This is a genomic window from Burkholderia sp. AU16741 (assembly GCF_002223345.1).
GTDB lineage: Bacteria > Pseudomonadota > Gammaproteobacteria > Burkholderiales > Burkholderiaceae > Burkholderia > Burkholderia sola.
Map to the genome: position 1 here is coordinate 253,896 of NZ_NKEZ01000007.1, position 17,331 is coordinate 271,226.

General features: G+C 65.0%; 16 protein-coding genes. 10 read left to right on the forward strand and 6 right to left on the reverse strand.

The features are described from left to right. The first annotated feature begins 783 nt into the window (after positions 1–783). The gene (locus CFB89_RS17995; RefSeq protein WP_089469028.1) at positions 784–2,913 is read left to right on the forward strand and encodes a TonB-dependent siderophore receptor; all 2,130 of its coding nucleotides are present in this window, start codon (positions 784–786) and stop codon (positions 2,911–2,913) included. A 194-nt stretch (positions 2,914–3,107) separates the two neighbouring features. Here CFB89_RS17995 and CFB89_RS18000 read toward each other — a convergent pair whose 3' ends face one another. Then, positions 3,108–4,055 (reverse strand): LysR family transcriptional regulator, encoded by a 948-nt coding sequence (locus CFB89_RS18000; RefSeq protein ID WP_089469029.1) that lies wholly within the window; start codon positions 4,053–4,055, stop codon positions 3,108–3,110. A 226-nt stretch (positions 4,056–4,281) separates the two neighbouring features. On the opposite strand from CFB89_RS18000, the gene CFB89_RS18005 reads away from it, so the two are divergent. Next, complete coding sequence (locus tag CFB89_RS18005) at positions 4,282–5,310, forward strand: DUF1338 domain-containing protein (RefSeq protein WP_089469030.1); 1,029 nt, start codon at positions 4,282–4,284, stop codon at positions 5,308–5,310. A 238-nt stretch (positions 5,311–5,548) separates the two neighbouring features. Here CFB89_RS18005 and CFB89_RS18010 read toward each other — a convergent pair whose 3' ends face one another. The 3 genes from CFB89_RS18010 to CFB89_RS34960 all read right to left on the reverse strand — a co-directional run bounded on the left by CFB89_RS18010 (position 5,549) and on the right by CFB89_RS34960 (position 6,399). Then, entirely contained in the window at positions 5,549–5,746 is a 198-nt protein-coding gene (locus CFB89_RS18010) for a CsbD family protein (protein ID WP_006479804.1), read from the reverse strand. A gap of 53 nt (positions 5,747–5,799) precedes the next feature. Beyond that, positions 5,800–6,150 carry a BON domain-containing protein gene (locus CFB89_RS18015; protein WP_089469031.1) on the reverse strand — a complete coding sequence of 117 codons (351 nt, stop codon included), beginning with the start codon at positions 6,148–6,150 and terminating at the stop codon, positions 5,800–5,802. Between the two features lie 84 nt (positions 6,151–6,234). Further along, a complete protein-coding gene (locus tag CFB89_RS34960) occupies positions 6,235–6,399 on the reverse strand; it encodes a hypothetical protein (protein WP_176730214.1) in 165 nt (54 codons plus the stop codon). A 399-nt stretch (positions 6,400–6,798) separates the two neighbouring features. Between CFB89_RS34960 and CFB89_RS18020 the strand changes: the two genes are divergently transcribed. The 4 genes from CFB89_RS18020 (at position 6,799) to CFB89_RS18035 (ending at position 11,560) form a co-directional block, all read left to right on the forward strand. Continuing rightward, the gene (locus CFB89_RS18020; RefSeq protein ID WP_089469032.1) at positions 6,799–8,331 is read left to right on the forward strand and encodes a helix-turn-helix transcriptional regulator; all 1,533 of its coding nucleotides are present in this window, start codon (positions 6,799–6,801) and stop codon (positions 8,329–8,331) included. Between the two features lie 143 nt (positions 8,332–8,474). Further along, the gene (locus CFB89_RS18025; RefSeq protein WP_089469033.1) at positions 8,475–8,666 is read left to right on the forward strand and encodes a CsbD family protein; all 192 of its coding nucleotides are present in this window, start codon (positions 8,475–8,477) and stop codon (positions 8,664–8,666) included. A gap of 418 nt (positions 8,667–9,084) precedes the next feature. Then, on the forward strand, positions 9,085–10,236 hold the full coding sequence (locus tag CFB89_RS18030; protein WP_089469034.1) for a branched-chain amino acid ABC transporter substrate-binding protein: 1,152 nt from the start codon (positions 9,085–9,087) through the stop codon (positions 10,234–10,236). Positions 10,237–10,387: 151 nt separating this feature from the next. Further along, positions 10,388–11,560: an FAD-binding oxidoreductase gene (locus CFB89_RS18035; protein ID WP_089469035.1), complete on the forward strand. Its 1,173-nt coding sequence runs from the start codon at positions 10,388–10,390 to the stop codon at positions 11,558–11,560. A 95-nt stretch (positions 11,561–11,655) separates the two neighbouring features. Here the strand turns inward: CFB89_RS18035 and CFB89_RS18040 are convergent, their stop codons facing one another. Further along, the gene (locus CFB89_RS18040) at positions 11,656–12,837 is read right to left on the reverse strand and encodes a serine hydrolase (protein ID WP_089469425.1); all 1,182 of its coding nucleotides are present in this window, start codon (positions 12,835–12,837) and stop codon (positions 11,656–11,658) included. A gap of 277 nt (positions 12,838–13,114) precedes the next feature. Here CFB89_RS18040 and CFB89_RS18045 point away from each other — a divergent pair, with 277 nt between their 5' ends. The 3 genes from CFB89_RS18045 (at position 13,115) to CFB89_RS18055 (ending at position 15,560) form a co-directional block, all read left to right on the forward strand. After that, complete coding sequence (locus CFB89_RS18045; RefSeq protein ID WP_089469036.1) at positions 13,115–14,242, forward strand: aminotransferase class V-fold PLP-dependent enzyme; 1,128 nt, start codon at positions 13,115–13,117, stop codon at positions 14,240–14,242. Positions 14,243–14,338: 96 nt separating this feature from the next. Next, positions 14,339–14,908 (forward strand): YdeI family protein, encoded by a 570-nt coding sequence (locus CFB89_RS18050; protein WP_089469037.1) that lies wholly within the window; start codon positions 14,339–14,341, stop codon positions 14,906–14,908. A gap of 190 nt (positions 14,909–15,098) precedes the next feature. After that, on the forward strand, positions 15,099–15,560 hold the full coding sequence (locus tag CFB89_RS18055) for a GNAT family N-acetyltransferase (RefSeq protein ID WP_256979698.1): 462 nt from the start codon (positions 15,099–15,101) through the stop codon (positions 15,558–15,560). 119 nt (positions 15,561–15,679) lie between these two features. Here the strand turns inward: CFB89_RS18055 and CFB89_RS18060 are convergent, their stop codons facing one another. Further along, a complete protein-coding gene (locus tag CFB89_RS18060) occupies positions 15,680–16,255 on the reverse strand; it encodes a TetR/AcrR family transcriptional regulator (RefSeq protein WP_089469039.1) in 576 nt (191 codons plus the stop codon). A 146-nt stretch (positions 16,256–16,401) separates the two neighbouring features. On the opposite strand from CFB89_RS18060, the gene CFB89_RS18065 reads away from it, so the two are divergent. Further along, positions 16,402–17,094, forward strand: coding sequence for a glutathione S-transferase (locus tag CFB89_RS18065; protein WP_089469040.1), 693 nt, complete (start codon positions 16,402–16,404; stop codon positions 17,092–17,094). Positions 17,095–17,331: the final 237 nt, after the last annotated feature.

Below are 17,331 nucleotides of genomic sequence, written 5' to 3' on the forward strand. Positions count from 1 at the left end.
CCTGAAGGGATGATCCTCGATCCCGAATCGGCATCATGACGCGCGGGCGACGCCTCGTCACGCGCGAACATGGCCGACTCGACGAATGGAACCAGTTCCATTTAAAAGGAACGTCGCAACGAATGCAACACAGCGAGAATCGCGTCGCAATTACCGTAAGCATTCGGAAAGACTGTTGCCGAATCGCCGGGATAACAGCTGGGGTGCAACCGCAAACGTTTTACTTCCGCAGAATTGAGCGGATAATGGTCTGACGCGGTGAGGAAAAAAATGCAGTGAACCTGAGAGCAGACGTAGTGAAGAATAGAAGAAGATCCGCCGCACCGCCGATACGAGGTCGGCTGCCCGGAGCGCCGGGTCGGGGTTGCCCGGTCCGGCGCGCACCGGACTATTGAATCCGTCCCGCCTGTTTCTCCCGATTCTTTGTCATCCTCTCCAGCGTCTCCCGTCTCCCGTCTCCATCGCCCCCTCCCGAATCCCGCCTTTTCCCAAGCGTTGCCACATGCGGCGACCGGTTAAATTCTTTCGTTTTTATTACGGTCTCAGCCGCCCGATCGTCTAAACAGAAAGGCATTCGTCAGGAATGCAGAGCGCAATGCGCGTTCACGTTGCGGGCAGGCGACACGGTGAAAATTAATTAAAAACACGAATCATTCTCGTTTATTATTTCGCCGCATTACGGGCCGTGACGAGGCGTCACGGCTTTTTTCGTGCCGGTTGCGCGGGCCGGCAGCGATCCGCGCCGGCCGTTCGCCGTTTTCTTCACCACCTTCTACGTTCACGATGAAACTCAACACGAGCGCGTGCCATGCGCTTCTGATCGCCACGTCGCTGGCCGGCGCCCGCACTTCGTTTGCGCAGGCGACCGACGCCGCGGCGACCCTGCCCGCGATTTCCGTCAACGCGGCCGCCGAACATGCGTCGTACGACGGCGGCCACTCGCGCGCGGCGACCAAGACCGACATGTCGCTGATGGACGTGCCGCAGACTGTGAACGTCGTGCCGCATGCGGTGATCGAGGATCAGAACGCGACGTCGCTGCAGGACGCATTGCGCAACGTGCCGGGCGTCGGTTTCTCGGTCGGCGACGGCCAGCGCGACCAGATCACGATCCGCGGCTTCAACAGCATCACGGACCAGTACGTCGACGGCATTCGCGACGACGCGCTGTATTACCGCGACCTGTCGAACGTCGATCGCGTGGAAGTGCTGAAGGGGCCGGCGGCCGTGCTGTACGGGCGCGGCTCGGCGGGCGGCATCGTGAATCGCGTGCTGAAGCGGCCGCAGGCGAACCCGGTGAACGACGTGGGCGTGGCGCTCGGCACGCGCGGCGAGCGGCGCGGCGAATTCGACCTCGGCTGGAACGCGAACGACGCGGCGCGCTTTCGCATGACCGGCGCGGCCGAGAATTCGAACAGCTTCCGCGACCAGTTCCAGCTCAACCGGCAGGCGATCGCGCCGTCCGCGCAGTTCAAGCTCGATCGCGACACCGTGCTGAACGTCGAATTCGACTACCTGCACGACCGCCGCACGTCCGACCAGGGGATACCCGCGTATCGCGGCCGGCCGGTCGACGTGCCGATCAACACGTACTACGGGTCGGCCGACGGGGTGAACAGTTCGTACAACGACGTCTCCGCGAAAAGCGCGACGGTGTCGCTGGATCACCGCTTCAACGATTCGCTGTCGTTCCACGGCGCGATCCGCGCGTACGACTTCTCGCTCGAGCGGAAGAACTACGTGACGTACGAGCCGATCAAGACCGCCGCGCACCCGGTCGTCACGCTCGACCAGTCGACGCGCCAGCGTACCGATCACGGCATCGACGGCCTGTTCGAACTCACGCAGAAGACGTCGCTGTTCGGCATGCGCCACGAGCTGCTGTACGGGCTGGAGCTGTCGCAGCAGCAGAAGTTCGACACGATCTACAGCGTGACGAAGGTCGCGACCTACGACCTCTTCAATCCGCAGCCGGTCGTCCTCCCGGGCGTGCCGATCGGCTCGCGTGCGAAGACGAACGCGTCGACCGTCGTCGGGCTCGCGGGCGTCTACGCGCAGGACCTGATCTCGCTGACCGAACACTGGAAGGTGCTCGCCGGCCTGCGCTTCGACTACCTGAACCAGATCCGTCACGACTACACGTCGTCGAACGTCAATCTCGACCGTACCGACCACGCGTGGAGCCCGCGCGTCGGGCTGATCTACGAACCGCTCGACTGGCTCACGCTGTACGGGTCGTTCAGCCAGTCGTTCTCGCCGCTGGCCGACACGCTGATCAGTTCCGGCGCGTTCTCGAACGGCGCCGCGCTCGCGCCGCAGAAGACCACCGCGTATGAAGTCGGCTCGCGCTTCGACCTCGGCGGCAAGGCGACGGCCAGCGTCGCGCTGTTCGACATGCGCCAGACCAACCAGCAGATCGGCGACCCCGCGAATCCCGGCTACGCGCTGCCGATCGGCACGCAGCACGTGCACGGGATGGAGCTCGGCTTCACCGGCGAGATCGCGCCGAAGTGGTCGGTGTATGCGGGTTACGCGTACCTGAACGGCACGGTGGACGGTTCCGCGCAATCGACGGCGGCCGGCCTCGCGGTGTCGAGCAACACGCCGGGGCTGATGCCGCGCCACAGCGCGAACCTGTGGCTCAAGCGCGAGCTGCCGTACGGCTTCTATGCGGCGGCCGGCATGCAGTTCCAGTCGGCGCGCTATACGTCGGCGAGCGATCTCGTCACGCTGCCGTCGTTCACGGTGTTCAACCTGGGCGCCGGCTATCGCAGCAAGAAGGTCGACGTGACGCTCACGCTCGACAACCTGTTCAATCGCCGCTACTTCATCGCCGCGCACGGCAACGCGGACCTGTACAACATGCCCGGCGATCCGCGTACGCTGACCGCCACGGTGAAGTGGCACATGTAACGCACGCGGTGTGCGACGATGCGGGGCGCCGTCACGATGCCCCGCATCTGAATGCCCATGATCGCGCCTCGCGATCAATGTGCCGAGCATGAGCGGCCGCGCCCGCGCGCTGCTGGTGAAGATCGTGTCAGCCGACGCGCTGGCGCGGCACGCATGCGGCGCCAGCGCGCGATGACATCGGCGCTACCACGCCATTACTCGACGTCTTCGTCATCCTCTTCATCGTCGTCGTGCACATCGCGCTCCGGCGCCGCATACGCGCTGGCCTGTTCGAGCAGCCAGCCGCGGAACGATTCCAGCGGCTTGCTGTGGCTGAACTCGGTCGGATACACGAGGTAATACGCCGAATCGCCGACGGTTGCGGCGTCGCACGGCACGACGAGGCCGAGCTGCTGCAACTGCTCCTCGACGAAGAACTTCGGCACGAGCGCGACGCCGAGCCCGGCCGCGGCCGCGCTGATCAGCATCGTATGCAGTTCGTAGCGCACGCCCTGCATCGTGCGGATGTCCTCGACGCCGTGCGTCTCGAACCACTGCGCCCACGCGCCGGGGCGCGTCGTCGAGTGCAGCAGCGGATACGCGAGCAGATCCTCGACGCGCTCCACGGGCCCGTTCAGCAGCGCGGGCGAGCAGATCGGCACGACTTCCTCGCCGAACAGGTAGTCGGACGACGTGCCGGGCCAGGTCGGCTTGCCGTAGTGGATCGCGGCTTCGAAGTGCGTGTCCTCGAACGAGAACAGGTCGGTGCGGCTGCCCATGTTCACGCGCACGTCCGGCGTGCGGTCGTAGAAGCTCTTGATGCGCGGAATCAGCCAGTGCGACGCGAAGGTCGGCAGCACCGCGAGTTCCAGGTAACCGCCGCCGCTGCCGTGCGCGATGATCGACAGCGTGTCGCGATCGAGCGCTTCCAGCGCGCGCCGCACCTGCGTGCCGTACAGCTTGCCGGCGCGCGTCAGCACGACGCGCTGCTTCACGCGCGCGAACAGCCGCACGCCGAGGCTCGCCTCCAGCGTCGCGATCTGCCGCGACACCGCGCTTTCGGTCAGGAACAGTTCCTTGGCCGCGTGCGTGAAGCTCTCGTGGCGGGCGGCGGCTTCGAAAGCCACCAGCGCGCCCATGTTGGGGATCTTGAATTTGCGCATGATGCTCGATTCATCTGATAAAAAGGGCCGCGCCGGACGGGGGCGAGAGACGAGCGAAAAGCGGCTGATAATTCCAAAAACTCATCACATATCAATTTAATCTCGCTTTACGCCCCGCTGCAACCCTTTGAATAATGCTTCCCGTGCCAGGTCAGGCGCCCGCGGGCGGCCGGCCGACGAGTTTGCCGGCACGTTTGCCGGCGGGTCCCCCGAGACGAGAATCCTGATGCGCAATCCGAATATCGACAGCTTGCTGACGAAGCTGCTGGGACAGGCGAAGACCGACGCCTTGTTCTCGACCCTGAACATGCCGGCCATCCTCGAGGAATGGGAGGACGGCATCGTGACGCGCGCGGAAATCGCACAGGCGATGAACATGGCGCTGTTCGAAGGGTTGCTCGAGCGTTCGGCGAACGGCCGCGCGTATACGGCCGACGCGATCGAACGCGGCGGCTCCGTCTATTTCGACCACGGCGCGCTGCGCACGGTGCGCTGGCCGCACACGGGCGCGCTGCCGCCGGGCGAGGCCGCGTTCACGCGTATCCTGCGGCCGCTCGGCTTTCGCCTGAACGGCCGCTACCCGCTCGACAAGCTCGGCATGACCGGCCGCGCGTATGCGCATGAAGACGCGCCGGACGAAATCGCGCAGTTCTTCGTCAGCGAACTGCATCCGGAGCGCTTCTCGAAGGAATTCCAGCAGGCGGTGACGAACGTCGTCGGCTCGTCGCGCGATCCGCTGTCGCCGGCGGCCGTCGCGCTGCTGTGGGAAGTCGAGCGCGAAGGCTGGCTGCCGCTGGATGCCGCGCATGCGCTGCTGCCGGAAATCGTCGGCGCGTTCGCGCGTCAGCACGACGTGCCGAACGAACTCGACTACGAGACGCTGTTGATGGAATCGGCGGAAATGGCGTGGATCGCGACCGAAGGCAATGCGTTCAATCATGCGACCGACCGCGTCGCTGACGTGTTCAAGCTGTCCGACGACGAGAAGGCGAAGGGCCGGCCGATGAAGCCGGAAGTCGAACGCTCGCGCTCGGGCCGCGTGTTCCAGACGGCCTATCGCGCCGATACGGTCGAGCGCGAGTTCCGCACCCGCGACGGCGGCACGGTGAAGCGCGACGTGCCGGGTTCGTTCTACGAGTTCATCACGCGCAAGCGCACGTTCGACCAGGCGTCGCGTCGCTGGGTGACCGACCTGCGCTTCGACGCGGGCAACGCGCAGGGCATCTTCAAGATGACGGCGAACGCGGTGAAGTAAGCGCGACGCATCACGTACCGCACGCAAAAGAGAAGGGCCGGCGGCTGATTTCAGCCGTCGGCCCGTTTTCGTCGACGAGGCGTCGCGTGCGTCAGAAGAGGTGCGACACCAGAAAGAACAGCACCAGCAGCCCGATCGGTACGCCGAGCAGCCAGGCGATCAGATATTTGCCCATGTCGTTATCCTCCTCGTGGCCGCGACGCAGCGTGCGTCGCGGCGGGGTGAAACGGGCCGCGCGTTACAGCTCGCGGTCGAATTCCTTCAATTGCTTCTCGGCTTCGTCGCGGGCGATCCCGTAACGCTCCTGGATCTTGCCGGCCAGGTAATCGCGATTGCCTTCCGCGACCTGGAGATCGTCGTCGGTCAGCTTGCCCCACTTGGCCTTCAGCTTGCCGGTGAGCTGCTTCCACTGGCCCTTGATCTTGTCTTCGTTCATGGTGTGCTCCTTGTGTAAGGGGAGAAAAGTGCGGCGGTGGGCCGCGTGGTAGCTCAGGCCTTCGCCTTCAGGCCGGATGCGTCGACGTGCTTCACGCCCTTGATCGCGCGCGTCACGGCGACGGCTTTCTTCACGGCGGTCTTCGTCGGCAGCACGCCCGTGAGCGTGACGACGCCATCCACCGTCTTCACGCTGATGTCGGTGCTTTCCACACCCTTGGTCGTCGCGAGCTCACCCTTCACCTTGGTCGTGATCCACGTGTCGGTGACAGGTTGATTCGATTCGCTCGCCATGCTGCTGTCGGTCGACGAGGCCTGGGCATGCGCGTTCGTGAGCGGGGCAGCGGACAGCAGGAAGGCCGCGCTGACGGCGAGCAGGGTCGAAAGGTGCGAGGTCTTGTTCATTGATGTTCTCCTTCGATTGGCGGGTTGAATCAATCAGTGAGGGAGCACGGATCGTTCCCGTGCGCTCCCATCCGCTTCCGTGGCTTAGCGGGCGATCGGCGTGTCGTAGCCGGGTTCGCGCGGCGGCATGTCCGGGCGCGGCACGTCGGGCGGCAGCGGCACCGGTGGATCGGTCCCCGGCGCCGGTTCGGGCGGACGGTCCGGGGCTGGTTCAGGCCGCGTCGGATCGGGTGTCTGTTGCAATTTCATCGGTATGTCCTCCCTCTGCGGTAGGAAAGAGCAGCGCGTGAGCGCCGATGCAGTACCAGCGTACCGACACGAACGCGAGCGGACATCGCGCAAATTCACCTGTTCGACTAGTGCGTTTGCACCGCGGGATGGAACGCGCGGGCGGGCACGCGACGTGCACCATGGCCCGGGCAACGCGGCATGACGGGCGTCGAGGCCGTGCGGCGCCGTTCGGCGGGGCGCCGCACGAAACGCGGGCGGCGTGCGAATGTACTATTCGAGATAGTGCATCCGCGCCTGTCGCGCCGTTGCGCCGCACGTGATCATCGCCGCACCCGCGGGCCGGCGCTTCACGCTGCAACGGGCGCCCGGGCCGCGCACGGTTGACCGCTCATGTAAGACGACAGGGACAACGAACCGATGAACGAACCAGTAGACGAACAGGCGCTCAAGTCGCATACCGACCGGCGCCAGCTTCACCAGATCATCGCGGGGCTTACCGAGGGCGTGATCCTGATCGAGCCCGACCAGCGCATCGTCTGGGCGAACGAGGCCGCGCTCGCGATGCACGGCGTGACCGAGCTGAAGGCGCTCGGCGCGGACGTCACCGAATACCGCGAGCGGTTCCGGCTGCGCTACCGGAACAACCATCCGGTGCGCGACGGCCACTATCCGATGGATCGCGTGATCGCCGGCGAGGAGTTCAGCGACGTGACGGTCGAAGTCGAATCGGCCGCCGACGAATCGGTGAGCTGGGTGCACCGCATCCGCAGCCTGGTGCTGACGAACGCGGCCGGCGCACCCGACTGCCTCGCGCTCGTGCTGCACGACGCGACCGAATGGGCGAGCGCCGAGGAGCGCTTCGAACGCACCTTCAACGCGAACCCGGCGCCGGCCGTGATCTGCCGGCTCGACGACTTGCGCTACGTGAAGGTCAACCAGGGCTTCCTCGACATGACGGGCCACGCGCGCGACGACGTGCTCGGCCGCTCGGTATACGAGGTCGACGTGCTCGAACAGGCCGAGCGGCGCGAGCTGGCGATCGAGCGGCTCGGCGAAGGCGCGACGATCCCGCAGATGGAAGCCGTGCTGAAACTGGCCGACGGCAGCACCAAGGCCGTGGTCGTCGCCGGGCAGCCGATCGACATGAACGGCGAGGCGTGCATGCTGTTCACGTTCATGGATCTCGAGCCGCGCAAGCAGGCCGAGCGCGCGCTGATGCAAAGCGAGGAGCGCTTCGCGACGGCCTTCCGGATGGCGCCGGTCGCGACCGCGATCGTCACGGCCGACCGTTTCGAGCTGCTCGACGTGAACGACGCGTTTGCGGCGATGACGGGCCACGTACCGGCCGACCTGCTCGGCAAATCCGCGGACGAGATCGGGCTGTGGGCCGAACGCGGCGCGTGGCCGCGCATCGAAGGCCGGCTCTCGCGCGACGGCCACGTGCGCAACGTGGACGTGCAGATCCGCACCCGCGACGGCGACGTCCGCGATTGCGTCGTGTCGGCCGACCCCGTCGCGATTCACGGGCGCGACTGCCTGCTCGTCGCGCTGCTCGACATCAGCGACCGCAAGCGCACCGAGATGGAGCTCGTCTATGCGATCGAGACCGCGATGCAGGACGCATCGTGGTTCAGCCGCACGCTGATCGAGAAGCTGGCGAACGTGCGGCGCGCGAATGCGCCGGATGCGGGCGCGCAGTTGTCCGACCTGACCGCGCGCGAGCGCGACGTGTTCGACCTGCTGTGCCATGGCCTCGCCGACAAGGAGATCGCCGGTCGCCTCGGGCTGGCGCCGAACACCGTGCGCAATCACGTCGCGACGATCTACGCGAAGCTCGACGTGCACAGCCGCGCCGAGGCGATCGTCTGGGCGCGCGAGCGCGGGATCGTCGGCGCGACCGAAACGAACGGCGCGCGCGGCGACAAGGGCGGCGGGAAGGACAAGGACTGACCGCGGCGGGTACGAATGCACCATGCCGATTGGTGCATCCGCATCTACCGCGCGCGGCGCCCGCTTGCGATCCTGTCCACTCGGCGGTGCGACGGAGGGCGCCGCATCGCCGGCTCTCCCTCAAACCATCGCAGGAGATGACCATGGACAAGAATCGCGTCGAAGGCAAGCTCAAGCAGGTCAAGGGTTCGGTCAAGGAAGCAATCGGCAAGGTGACGGGCGACCGCGAGACCGAAGCGGAAGGCCTGGCTGAACAGCGGGCCGGCAAGCTGCAGGAAAAGGCCGGCGAGGCGGCCGATGCGGTGCGCAACCAGACGGATACCGATCGGCACTGATCGACGACGCGGGCGCCCGCCGTGGGTGTCGCGAAGGCCGGCCGGACGGCATTGCGACGATGATGCGTTGCCGGCATGACCCTGGCCGGCCTTGATCGGGCGGCGCGGCCGCCATTTCCCGCAAGACCCTCCATTCACGGCCCGCCGTCGTACGGGCCGCGGATCGGCCATGACCGCGGAACTTGATGAAAAATCCTCACAACATAGTTCCGATATTTCGTTTGCTGCACGGGTATTGGCTACCCACAATCCATTCACCTCTTTCGCGATGAAAGGTTCTTCGGAGACGGAATCGCGGTGATCGGCGAACCGGTCGCGCGCATTGCGCGTCGGCCGCGCAAGGAATCGCCGGCGCGCAGGAGGTTGCCGACGCGCGCCGATCGCGCGTTGCATCCCGACCCTCACGAGAAGGACTGCCATGACGTTCCGCATTCGTTCGCTTTCCGGCGCTGCACTGACCGCCGTCCTTCTCGCGTTTCAGCCGGGCGCGGCCCATGCACAGGAGACGATCGTCAAGGTCGGCGTGGCCGGCCCGCTGACGGGCGGCGGCGCCGCGTACGGCAAGGACATCGAGAACGGCGTGCGCATGGCGGTGGACGAAGCGAATGCCGCGCGGACGACCGTCGGCGGCAAGCCGGTGAAATTCGTGATCGCGTCGCAGGACGACCAGAGCGATCCGCGCACCGGCGTGCAGGCCGCGCAGCAGCTCGCCGACGCGCAGGTGGCCGTCGTGATCGGCCACTTCAATTCGGGCACGACGCTGCCCGCGTCGAAGATCTACGCGAAGGCCGGCATTCCGATGATCACGCCGTCGGCGACCAATCCCGACATCACGCGCGCCGGCCTCGGCACCGTGTACCGCGTGATCGCGACCGACACGCAGAACGCCGGCAATGCCGGGACGTATGCGGCGAGCGTGACGAAGGCGAAACGCATCGCGATCCTCGACGATCGCACCGCGTTCGGCCAGGGCGAAGCCGACGAATTCGAGAAGGCCGTGAAGGCGAACGGCGGCACGATCGTCGCGCGCGAATTCACGAACGACAAGGCCGTCGACTTCAGCGCGCAACTCACGAAGATCAAGAGCACCCACGCCGATCTCGTGTTCTTCGGGGGCCTCGACGCACAGGCCGCGATGCTCGTGAAGCGCATGCGCCAGCTCGGCATCCGCGCGCAGTTCCTCGCGGGCGGCGGCGTGATGAACGCGAACTTCATCAGGCTCGCCGGCAATGCGGCCGAAGGCGCATCGGTGTGGGAATACGGGCAGCCGCTGTCGCGTCTCGCGAAGGGCAAGCAGTTCGAAACGAAATTCAAGCAGAAGTACGGCGTCGACATGCTCGCGTACGCGCCGTTCGCATACGACGCGACGTGGATCGCGATCAACGCGATGCAGAAGGCGAACTCGACGAAGCCGGCCGATTTCAACGGCGCGCTGAAGGGCACGCGCTACGACGGCATCACGGGCACGATCGCGTTCACGAACACGGGCGACCTGAAGAACCCGAGTTCGACGCTGTATGAAGTGAAGAACGCCGCGTGGCAGCCCGTCACGACGAAATCGGCGGACTGAACGCAACAGGCGCGCGGACTTTCGCGGCGATGCCGGACGTGCTGAAATAGCCGAAGCGATCGCCCGCGAAGTGTGCCCGCGCGACGCCGCGCGGGGCGCGGCACGCATCACCCACAGGCCCTGCGCCTTTTACGTGCAACCGGAGTCAGTCGTGAGTTCTCAAGTCGTCATCGTCGGCGGTGGTGTGATCGGCAGCTCGATCGCTTATTTCCTGCGCGCCACCGACCCCACGGTCGCCGTGACCGTCATCGAGCGCGATCCCACCTATGCCAAATCGTCGTCGGCGCTGTCGGCCGCGTCGATTCGCCAGCAGTTCTCCACGCCGCTGTCGATCGAGATGTCGCTGTTCGGCATCGAGTTCCTGCGCACGATCGGCGAACGGCTCGAAGTGGACGGCAACCGGCCGTCGATCGATCTGCACGAAGGCGGCTACCTGTTTCTCGCGACGCCGGCCGGCGACGCGACGCTGCGCGAGAACCATGCGCTGCAGACGCGCCTCGGCGCCGATATCCGGCTGCTGGACCGCGACGCGCTGCGCGCGAAGTTTCCGTGGCTGAACGTCGACGATCTCGTGTCGGGTGCGTATGGCGCGAGCGGCGAAGGGTGGTTCGACGGCTACGGGCTCGTGCAGGCGCTGCGCAAGAAGGCGCAGGCGCTCGGCGCGCGCTACGTGCCGGCCGACGTGAAGGACGTGGTGCGCGACGGCCGCAGGATCACGCATGTCGTGACGGGCGACGGCGAGCGCCATGCGTGCGACACGCTCGTCAATGCGGCCGGTGCATGGACGCGCACGCTGTCGTCGATGATGGGTATCGACATTCCCGTGCATGCGCGGCGGCGCAGCATCTTCAACGTCTCGTCGCCGGCGAGGCTCGCCGATTGCCCGCTGCTGATCGATCCGACCGGCGTGTATTTCCGGCCGGAAGGGCGCACGTATATCTGCGGCACGTCGCCGAGCCCCGATCGCGACCCGGACGACCTGCCGCTCGACGAAGTCGACCACGACCTGTTCGACGACGTGATCTGGCCGACGCTCGCGCACCGCGTGCCGGAATTCGAGGCGCTGCGCGTCGAGAATTGCTGGTCCGGTTACTACGAATACAACGTGTTCGATCATAACGCGATCATCGGCTACCACCCCGAACTCGACAACGTCGTGTTCGCGAACGGCTACAGCGGCCACGGGCTGCAGCAAGGGCCGGCGACCGGGCGGGGCGTCAGCGAACTCATTCTGGGCGGGCGTTACGACACGCTCGACCTGTCGTCGCTCGGCTGGGCGCGTGTGCTGGAAAACCGGCCGATCGTCGAAAAGAACGTCGTGTAGTGCGGCGTGACCGCCCGGTATGGGGTGGGCGGGATTCTCCTTGTGTCTCAAACCCGTTGGCCCGACGTTGTCGGGCTTTTTTTCGTGTGCACGCGTTAGCCGACGCCGTAGACGGCATCGCGCAGATCGAGCGTGTACTGCCCGTTCATCCCTTCGTAGAGCGTGTTCGACAGCGACACGACGGTGAGCCCGCGTGCGCGGTCGACGAACCACGAATGGCCGTAGACGCCGCCCCAGCGCCAGGTGCCGACGGATTCGGGCGACGCGGCCGCCTGCGGGTCGCGCAGCACCGAGAAGCCGATCCCGAAGCCCGCGCCCGGCAGATCCGGCAATTCGGAATCGCCGGTCTGCACGCGTCCCATCTCGTCGACCAGCTCGGCCGGCAGGATCGCGCCGCCGCCCGCGCGCAGCGTCTCCAGCACCGTCAGCACGTCGCCCGCGGTGCCGACCATTCCGGCGCCGCCCGACGGGAACGCTTGTGGATTCAGCGCGCGCGACGGCGAGTACGTGACGCCGACGAAGCCTTCTTCGATGGGTACCGTCTCGTTCTCCGCGAGCCGATGCGGCTGCGGCGTGTCGTTCACGTACGGCGTGGCGAGCCGCGCGGGATCGCGTGCGACGAAGCCCGTGTCGCGTGCGCCGAGCGGGCGCAGCACGAGCGCATCGATCGCGTCGGCGAGCGGCACGCCGCACACAGCCTCGATCAGCGCACCGATGACGTCGATCGACAGCGAATAGTTCCAGCTCGTGCCCGGTGCGAACAGCAGCGGCACGCTCGCGATCCGGCGCAGGTTGTCGGCGAGCGTGATCGAGGCGCCGTCGAGCCCGTCGGACACGCCCGCACGCGCATAGGGGCCGTTCGCGTCGGTTTCGTTGAAGCGATAGTCGAGGCCGGCGGTATGCACGAGCAACTGGCGCACCGTGATCGTCGGCACGCGGCCGTCGGGCAGCGCCGGACGGAATTCGGGCAGCCAGCGCGTGACGTCTTCGTCGAGCGACAGCTTGCGTTGCGCGACGAGCGCCATCGCGGCCGCCGACACGATCGGCTTCGTGACCGACGCGAGCCGGAACTGCGTGTCCTCGCGCATCGGCGTACGCGACTCGCGGTCCGCGAACCCGGCTGCGCGGCGATAGACGAGCTTGCCGTCGCGGGCGACCAGGACGACCGCGCCGACGAGGCGTTGCGTATCGAGCTGGCGGGACAGGACCGCGTCGATGCGCGCGGCGAGCGCGGGATCGATTGACGACTGCAGTGACGATGCGGGAGAGGAGGTCATCGTGAATTCCGTCGTGAGGGGGCTGGTCGTCATGTTAGGCGGCTGTCGCCGCATGCGTCGTTAACCCTTACACCGAACAGGGCGATGTGCGCGGCATGCGCCGGCGTCGGCGAATACCGTGCCCGGCAGCGGGAAAAAATATGCGCCAATCGGCCGGCGGCGTTCGCTAGAATCTGCTTTCGTCGAGGAAATGACGCAGTTGCATGGTGCAGGGCAGTATCGAATCGAAGACGCTGCTTGTCCTGATTCCAACGTTCATCTTTCGCCGGAGGCGAGCATGCCAGGTTTACTTCCCGATGTTGACCGCGAGGGGCTCCTCGAATATTCGGTGGTGTACACCGATCGCTCGGTCAACCATATGTCGCAGCGCTTTCAGGGCGTCATGCGCGACATTTCCGCCACGCTGAAAAAAGTCTACAACGCGAAGTCGGTCGCGATCGTGCCGGGCAGCGGGACGTTCGGCATGGAAGCCGTGGCGCGACAATTCGCGACGAACAAGAAATGCCTCGTCATCCGCAACGGCTGGTTCAGCTTCCGCTGGTCGCAGATTTTCGACATGGGCAGCATTCCGTCAGAGACGACGGTGCTGAAGGCTCGCCCGGTCGAAGCCGGCAGGCAGGCCGCGTACGCGCCGGCCCCGATCGACGAAGTGGTCGCCGCGATCCACGCCAACAAACCCGATTTCGTGTTCGCGCCGCACGTCGAAACCGCGTCCGGCATCATGCTGCCCGATGAGTACCTGCGCGCGGTGGCCGATGCGGTGCATGCGGTCGGCGGCATGTTCGTGCTGGATTGCATCGCGTCGGGCACCGTGTGGGTCGACATGGAGGCAAGCGGCGTCGATATCCTGATCAGCGCGCCGCAAAAGGGCTGGAGTGCGTCGCCGTGTTGCGCGATGGTCATGTTCAGCCCGCTCGCGCGCGAACGCATCGATTCGACGACCAGCACCAGCTTCGCGTGCGATCTGCGCAAGTGGCTGCAGATCATGGAAGCGTACGAGGGCGGCGGGTTCGCATATCACGCGACGATGCCCACGGACAGCCTCACGACGCTGCGCGACGTGATGAAGGAAACCGACGCGTACGGTTTCGACAAGGTGAAGGCGGAACAGCTCGAACTCGGCGAGCGCATTCGCGCGCTGCTGACGGAGAAGGGGTTCAGGAGCGTGGCCGCGAAGGGGTTCGAGGCGCCGGGTGTCGTGGTCGGTTATACCGACGATGACGGTATTCGCACCGGGAAGAAGTTCGCCGACGTCGGTTTGCAGATCGCGGCCGGTGTGCCGTTGCAATGCGACGAACCGGAGGATTTCAAGACGTTCCGGCTCGGGTTGTTCGGTCTCGACAAGCTGCACGATGTCGATGGCGCGGTGAAGCGGTTTGCCGATGCGTTGAACCGGATCGTTTGAAGCGGTTTTGCGGAATCGGTGGCTTCGGTGGCCGCCGCTCGTTGGTCGAGTGGCGGCTTTTGCGTCGTTGAAGACGCAACCATTCAGGATCGTGACATGACCGAAGGCGCGCTGACGTTTGCCAGTCAAGCCGAATGGGAACGCTGGTTGGGGCAGAACGGCGGCACGTCGACCGGAGCATGGCTGCGGCTCGCGAAAAAAGGCGCGGGGCAGCGAACCGTCACCTATGAAGCGGCGGTGGAAAGTGCCCTCTGCCACGGCTGGATCGATGGTCAAAAGAAGGCCGACAGCGCGCAATACTGGTTGCAACGCTTTACCCCGCGCTCGGCGAAAAGCATCTGGTCCAAACTCAACAAGGACAAGGCCGAAGCGCTGATCGCCGCAGGCAGAATGCGCGCGGCCGGCATGCGCGAAATCGAGAAGGCCAAAAAAGACGGCCGCTGGCAGGCGGCTTATACGTCGGCCAGCAACTCGACCGTGCCGGATGACCTGCAGGCGGCTCTGGACGACAATCCAACAGCCGCGAAGTTCTTTGCGACGCTGAACAGCCGTAACCGCTATGCGATCCTGTTCCGGATACAGAATGCCAAGAAACCGGAAACACGGGCACGCAAAATCGCGGAATTCATCGACATGCTGAAGCGGGGCGAGACTTTTCATCCGTAGGGCGTAGGTTTCCGACGAAGATCTTATCGAACGCGATCGACGAGAATTGTTCTGGTCGCCATATGAATGGAAAAACAGGTGGCTAGCGTCAGGTCAGTCACGGTGTGCGCCGGGATGGTAGCGCCAACATAACGGGAAAAGAGCGATGGTTTTGAAAAGTGTCCGTAGAGCGACGGTAGACGATGTGCCGGTGCTGACACAGATCCGGAACGATGCACATGCCAAGAAGGTCGCGCACGGCGACTACGTGTGGGGCAAGGAAGGCGATGGCTTCTCCGAACGGTGGGTGCGAAACCATGTCGGCGAGAAAGCCGTGTACGTCGTCGAACAGGAGGGCGCGCCGGTCGGAACGTTCTCGCTCGACTTCGACGAGGACAGGCACTGGGGGCCTCAAGAGCCGATCGCAGGTTACGTGCACGGCCTCTGTGTGCGGCAAGGTTTCAACGGGTTCGGGCTCGGCGGCTTCATGCTCGACTGGTGCGCGCATGAGGTGAGCCGCTTGAATCGGCGTTTGCTTCGACTCGACTGCGGCGCTGAAAACACGAAGCTTTGCGCTTACTACGAGTCGCTGGGCTTTGTTCGCGTTGGGTTGAAAACGGACGGTATCGTCTGGTCTCTTTACGAAAAACCCGTCAGTTCAGCCGGCGGGTGATCGCGGCACCCCGGCGGCAAACCTCGGCGACGGCATCCACGTGAACCTGGGTCGCGCGATTGAACATCGTGCGTTCGCGAACGTTCGACATCATCCGAAGCCGCGTCAGCGTTACCCTGCTACGCCGGCAGAAGCCCCGCTTTCCGATAATTGTCGATCAGCGCGTCATAGAGCGAGAGATCGCCGCGACTCCGCGCGATGAGCTGGGCGCCGGCGATGGCGGCGAAGATGGCCCGCGCCCGCGGTTTGCTTTCCCGAGCGCCGACTATTGCCGCTGCGAACAGGACCTTGCTGAGCCACGCGACATTCACGTCGGCGAAGGCCAGCACTTCCTTCATCACGACTTCCGGCAGATCGTCGGTTTCTGCCGCCATGAAGCTGCACAGGCACAGGCGGTTGCCGGTCGCGAGCGCCTTGCGGAAGGTATCCGGGTAGCGGCGCAGGCAGTCCAGCGGATCGCGCGATCCGGCCAGCATGTCGTCCAGCGCCGCCGCTGAATCCTCCCAATAACGCCTCGCCACCGCGGCGCCGAGATCGGCCTTGCTGTCGAAATGATGGTAGATGCTCGCGGCCTTGATGCCCACCTCGTTGGCGAGATCCCGATAGTTCAACCCGCCGTAGCCGTGCGTCTGCGCGAGCCTCGTGGCGGCTGCCAGGATTTTCTCTCTCGAATTCGAACTCGCGTCGTTCGTCACCGCTTCAGCCTCCGCGCGCAGGAAATGGATGTTGACACCCTGGATAGTACCTTATATGGTTAACCTAACAAACGTTAGGTAGATTCACGGGGCGACGTGTTTCACGTCGCCCGATCCCTTGCAACCGACTACGGAGCGCCCGTGCAATGACTTCCAGCAACGTCGATTTCGACCCAGCCCAACTGCCCATGATGAAGATCCACGATTTCCCGACAGGGCCCTATCCGACACGCGTGCGCATCGCGCTGGCCGAAAAGGGGCTGCAATCGCGCGTCCAGTTCGTGATGGTCGATCTTTACAAGGGCGAGCATAAAAAGCCCGAATTCCTCGCCAGCAAGAATTATTCGGGTACGTTGCCGGTGCTGGAACTCGATGATGGAACCTGCATTGCCGAGTGCACGGCCATTACCGAGTACCTCGATACGCTCGATGGCGTACCCACGCTCACCGGCAGCACGCCGCGCGAAAGGGGCATCATCCACATGATGAGCAAGCGCGCCGAGCTGGAACTGCTCGACGCGATCAGCGTTTATTTCCATCACGGCACGCCGGGCCTGGGGCCCGACGTGGAGACGTATCAAAACCCGGAGTGGGGATTCCGTCAGCGCGACAAGGCGCTGAGGGGCATGCGCTACTTCGATGCGGTTCTGCAACGGCAACCGTATGTTGCGGGCGAGACGTTCTCGATGGCCGACATCACCGTCATCGGTGGTCTGATCTTTGCGATGCTCGTGAAGCTGCCGGTGCCTGAGGAATGCGAAGCGCTTCGAGCCTGGTACGCGAGAATGCTGGAGCGTGAGAGCGTCAGGAACCAGCCCGTGTTTGCGATGCTGACCTGAGCTGACCCTGTATCGGTCGATAACGGCAGATGAGGCGAGCGAACGGATGGCCGCGCTATCGCGTCAAGCGATACAAAACATCGGGATAACCCTCCTCGTTTCTGCTGCCGTCGCTGTACGCAATGGCAACGAACCCGTGCTGCTCGTAAAACGCGGCAGCGTCTCGGTTCATTTGGCGCGCGGAATGCTGCTGAAGGGGCTGAATTCAGCAGGTTCGCGCGATATATCGAGTTTGCA

Excerpts from the sequence above, each read along its gene's own strand:
- CFB89_RS34960 (WP_176730214.1), bottom strand. The coding sequence starts at position 6,399 with ATGAAATTGCAACAGACACCCGATCCGACGCGGCCTGAACCAGCCCCG.
- CFB89_RS18005 (WP_089469030.1), top strand. The coding sequence starts at position 4,282 with ATGCGCAATCCGAATATCGACAGCTTGCTGACGAAGCTGCTGGGACAG.
- CFB89_RS18030 (WP_089469034.1), top strand. The coding sequence starts at position 9,085 with ATGACGTTCCGCATTCGTTCGCTTTCCGGCGCTGCACTGACCGCCGTC.
- CFB89_RS18050 (WP_089469037.1), top strand. The coding sequence starts at position 14,339 with ATGACCGAAGGCGCGCTGACGTTTGCCAGTCAAGCCGAATGGGAACGC.
- CFB89_RS18015 (WP_089469031.1), bottom strand. The coding sequence starts at position 6,150 with ATGAACAAGACCTCGCACCTTTCGACCCTGCTCGCCGTCAGCGCGGCC.
- CFB89_RS18025 (WP_089469033.1), top strand. The coding sequence starts at position 8,475 with ATGGACAAGAATCGCGTCGAAGGCAAGCTCAAGCAGGTCAAGGGTTCG.
- CFB89_RS17995 (WP_089469028.1), top strand. The coding sequence starts at position 784 with ATGAAACTCAACACGAGCGCGTGCCATGCGCTTCTGATCGCCACGTCG.
- CFB89_RS18065 (WP_089469040.1), top strand. The coding sequence starts at position 16,402 with ATGACTTCCAGCAACGTCGATTTCGACCCAGCCCAACTGCCCATGATG.
- CFB89_RS18045 (WP_089469036.1), top strand. The coding sequence starts at position 13,115 with ATGCCAGGTTTACTTCCCGATGTTGACCGCGAGGGGCTCCTCGAATAT.
- CFB89_RS18020 (WP_089469032.1), top strand. The coding sequence starts at position 6,799 with ATGAACGAACCAGTAGACGAACAGGCGCTCAAGTCGCATACCGACCGG.
- CFB89_RS18010 (WP_006479804.1), bottom strand. The coding sequence starts at position 5,746 with ATGAACGAAGACAAGATCAAGGGCCAGTGGAAGCAGCTCACCGGCAAG.
- CFB89_RS18000 (WP_089469029.1), bottom strand. The coding sequence starts at position 4,055 with ATGCGCAAATTCAAGATCCCCAACATGGGCGCGCTGGTGGCTTTCGAA.
- CFB89_RS18040 (WP_089469425.1), bottom strand. The coding sequence starts at position 12,837 with ATGACCTCCTCTCCCGCATCGTCACTGCAGTCGTCAATCGATCCCGCG.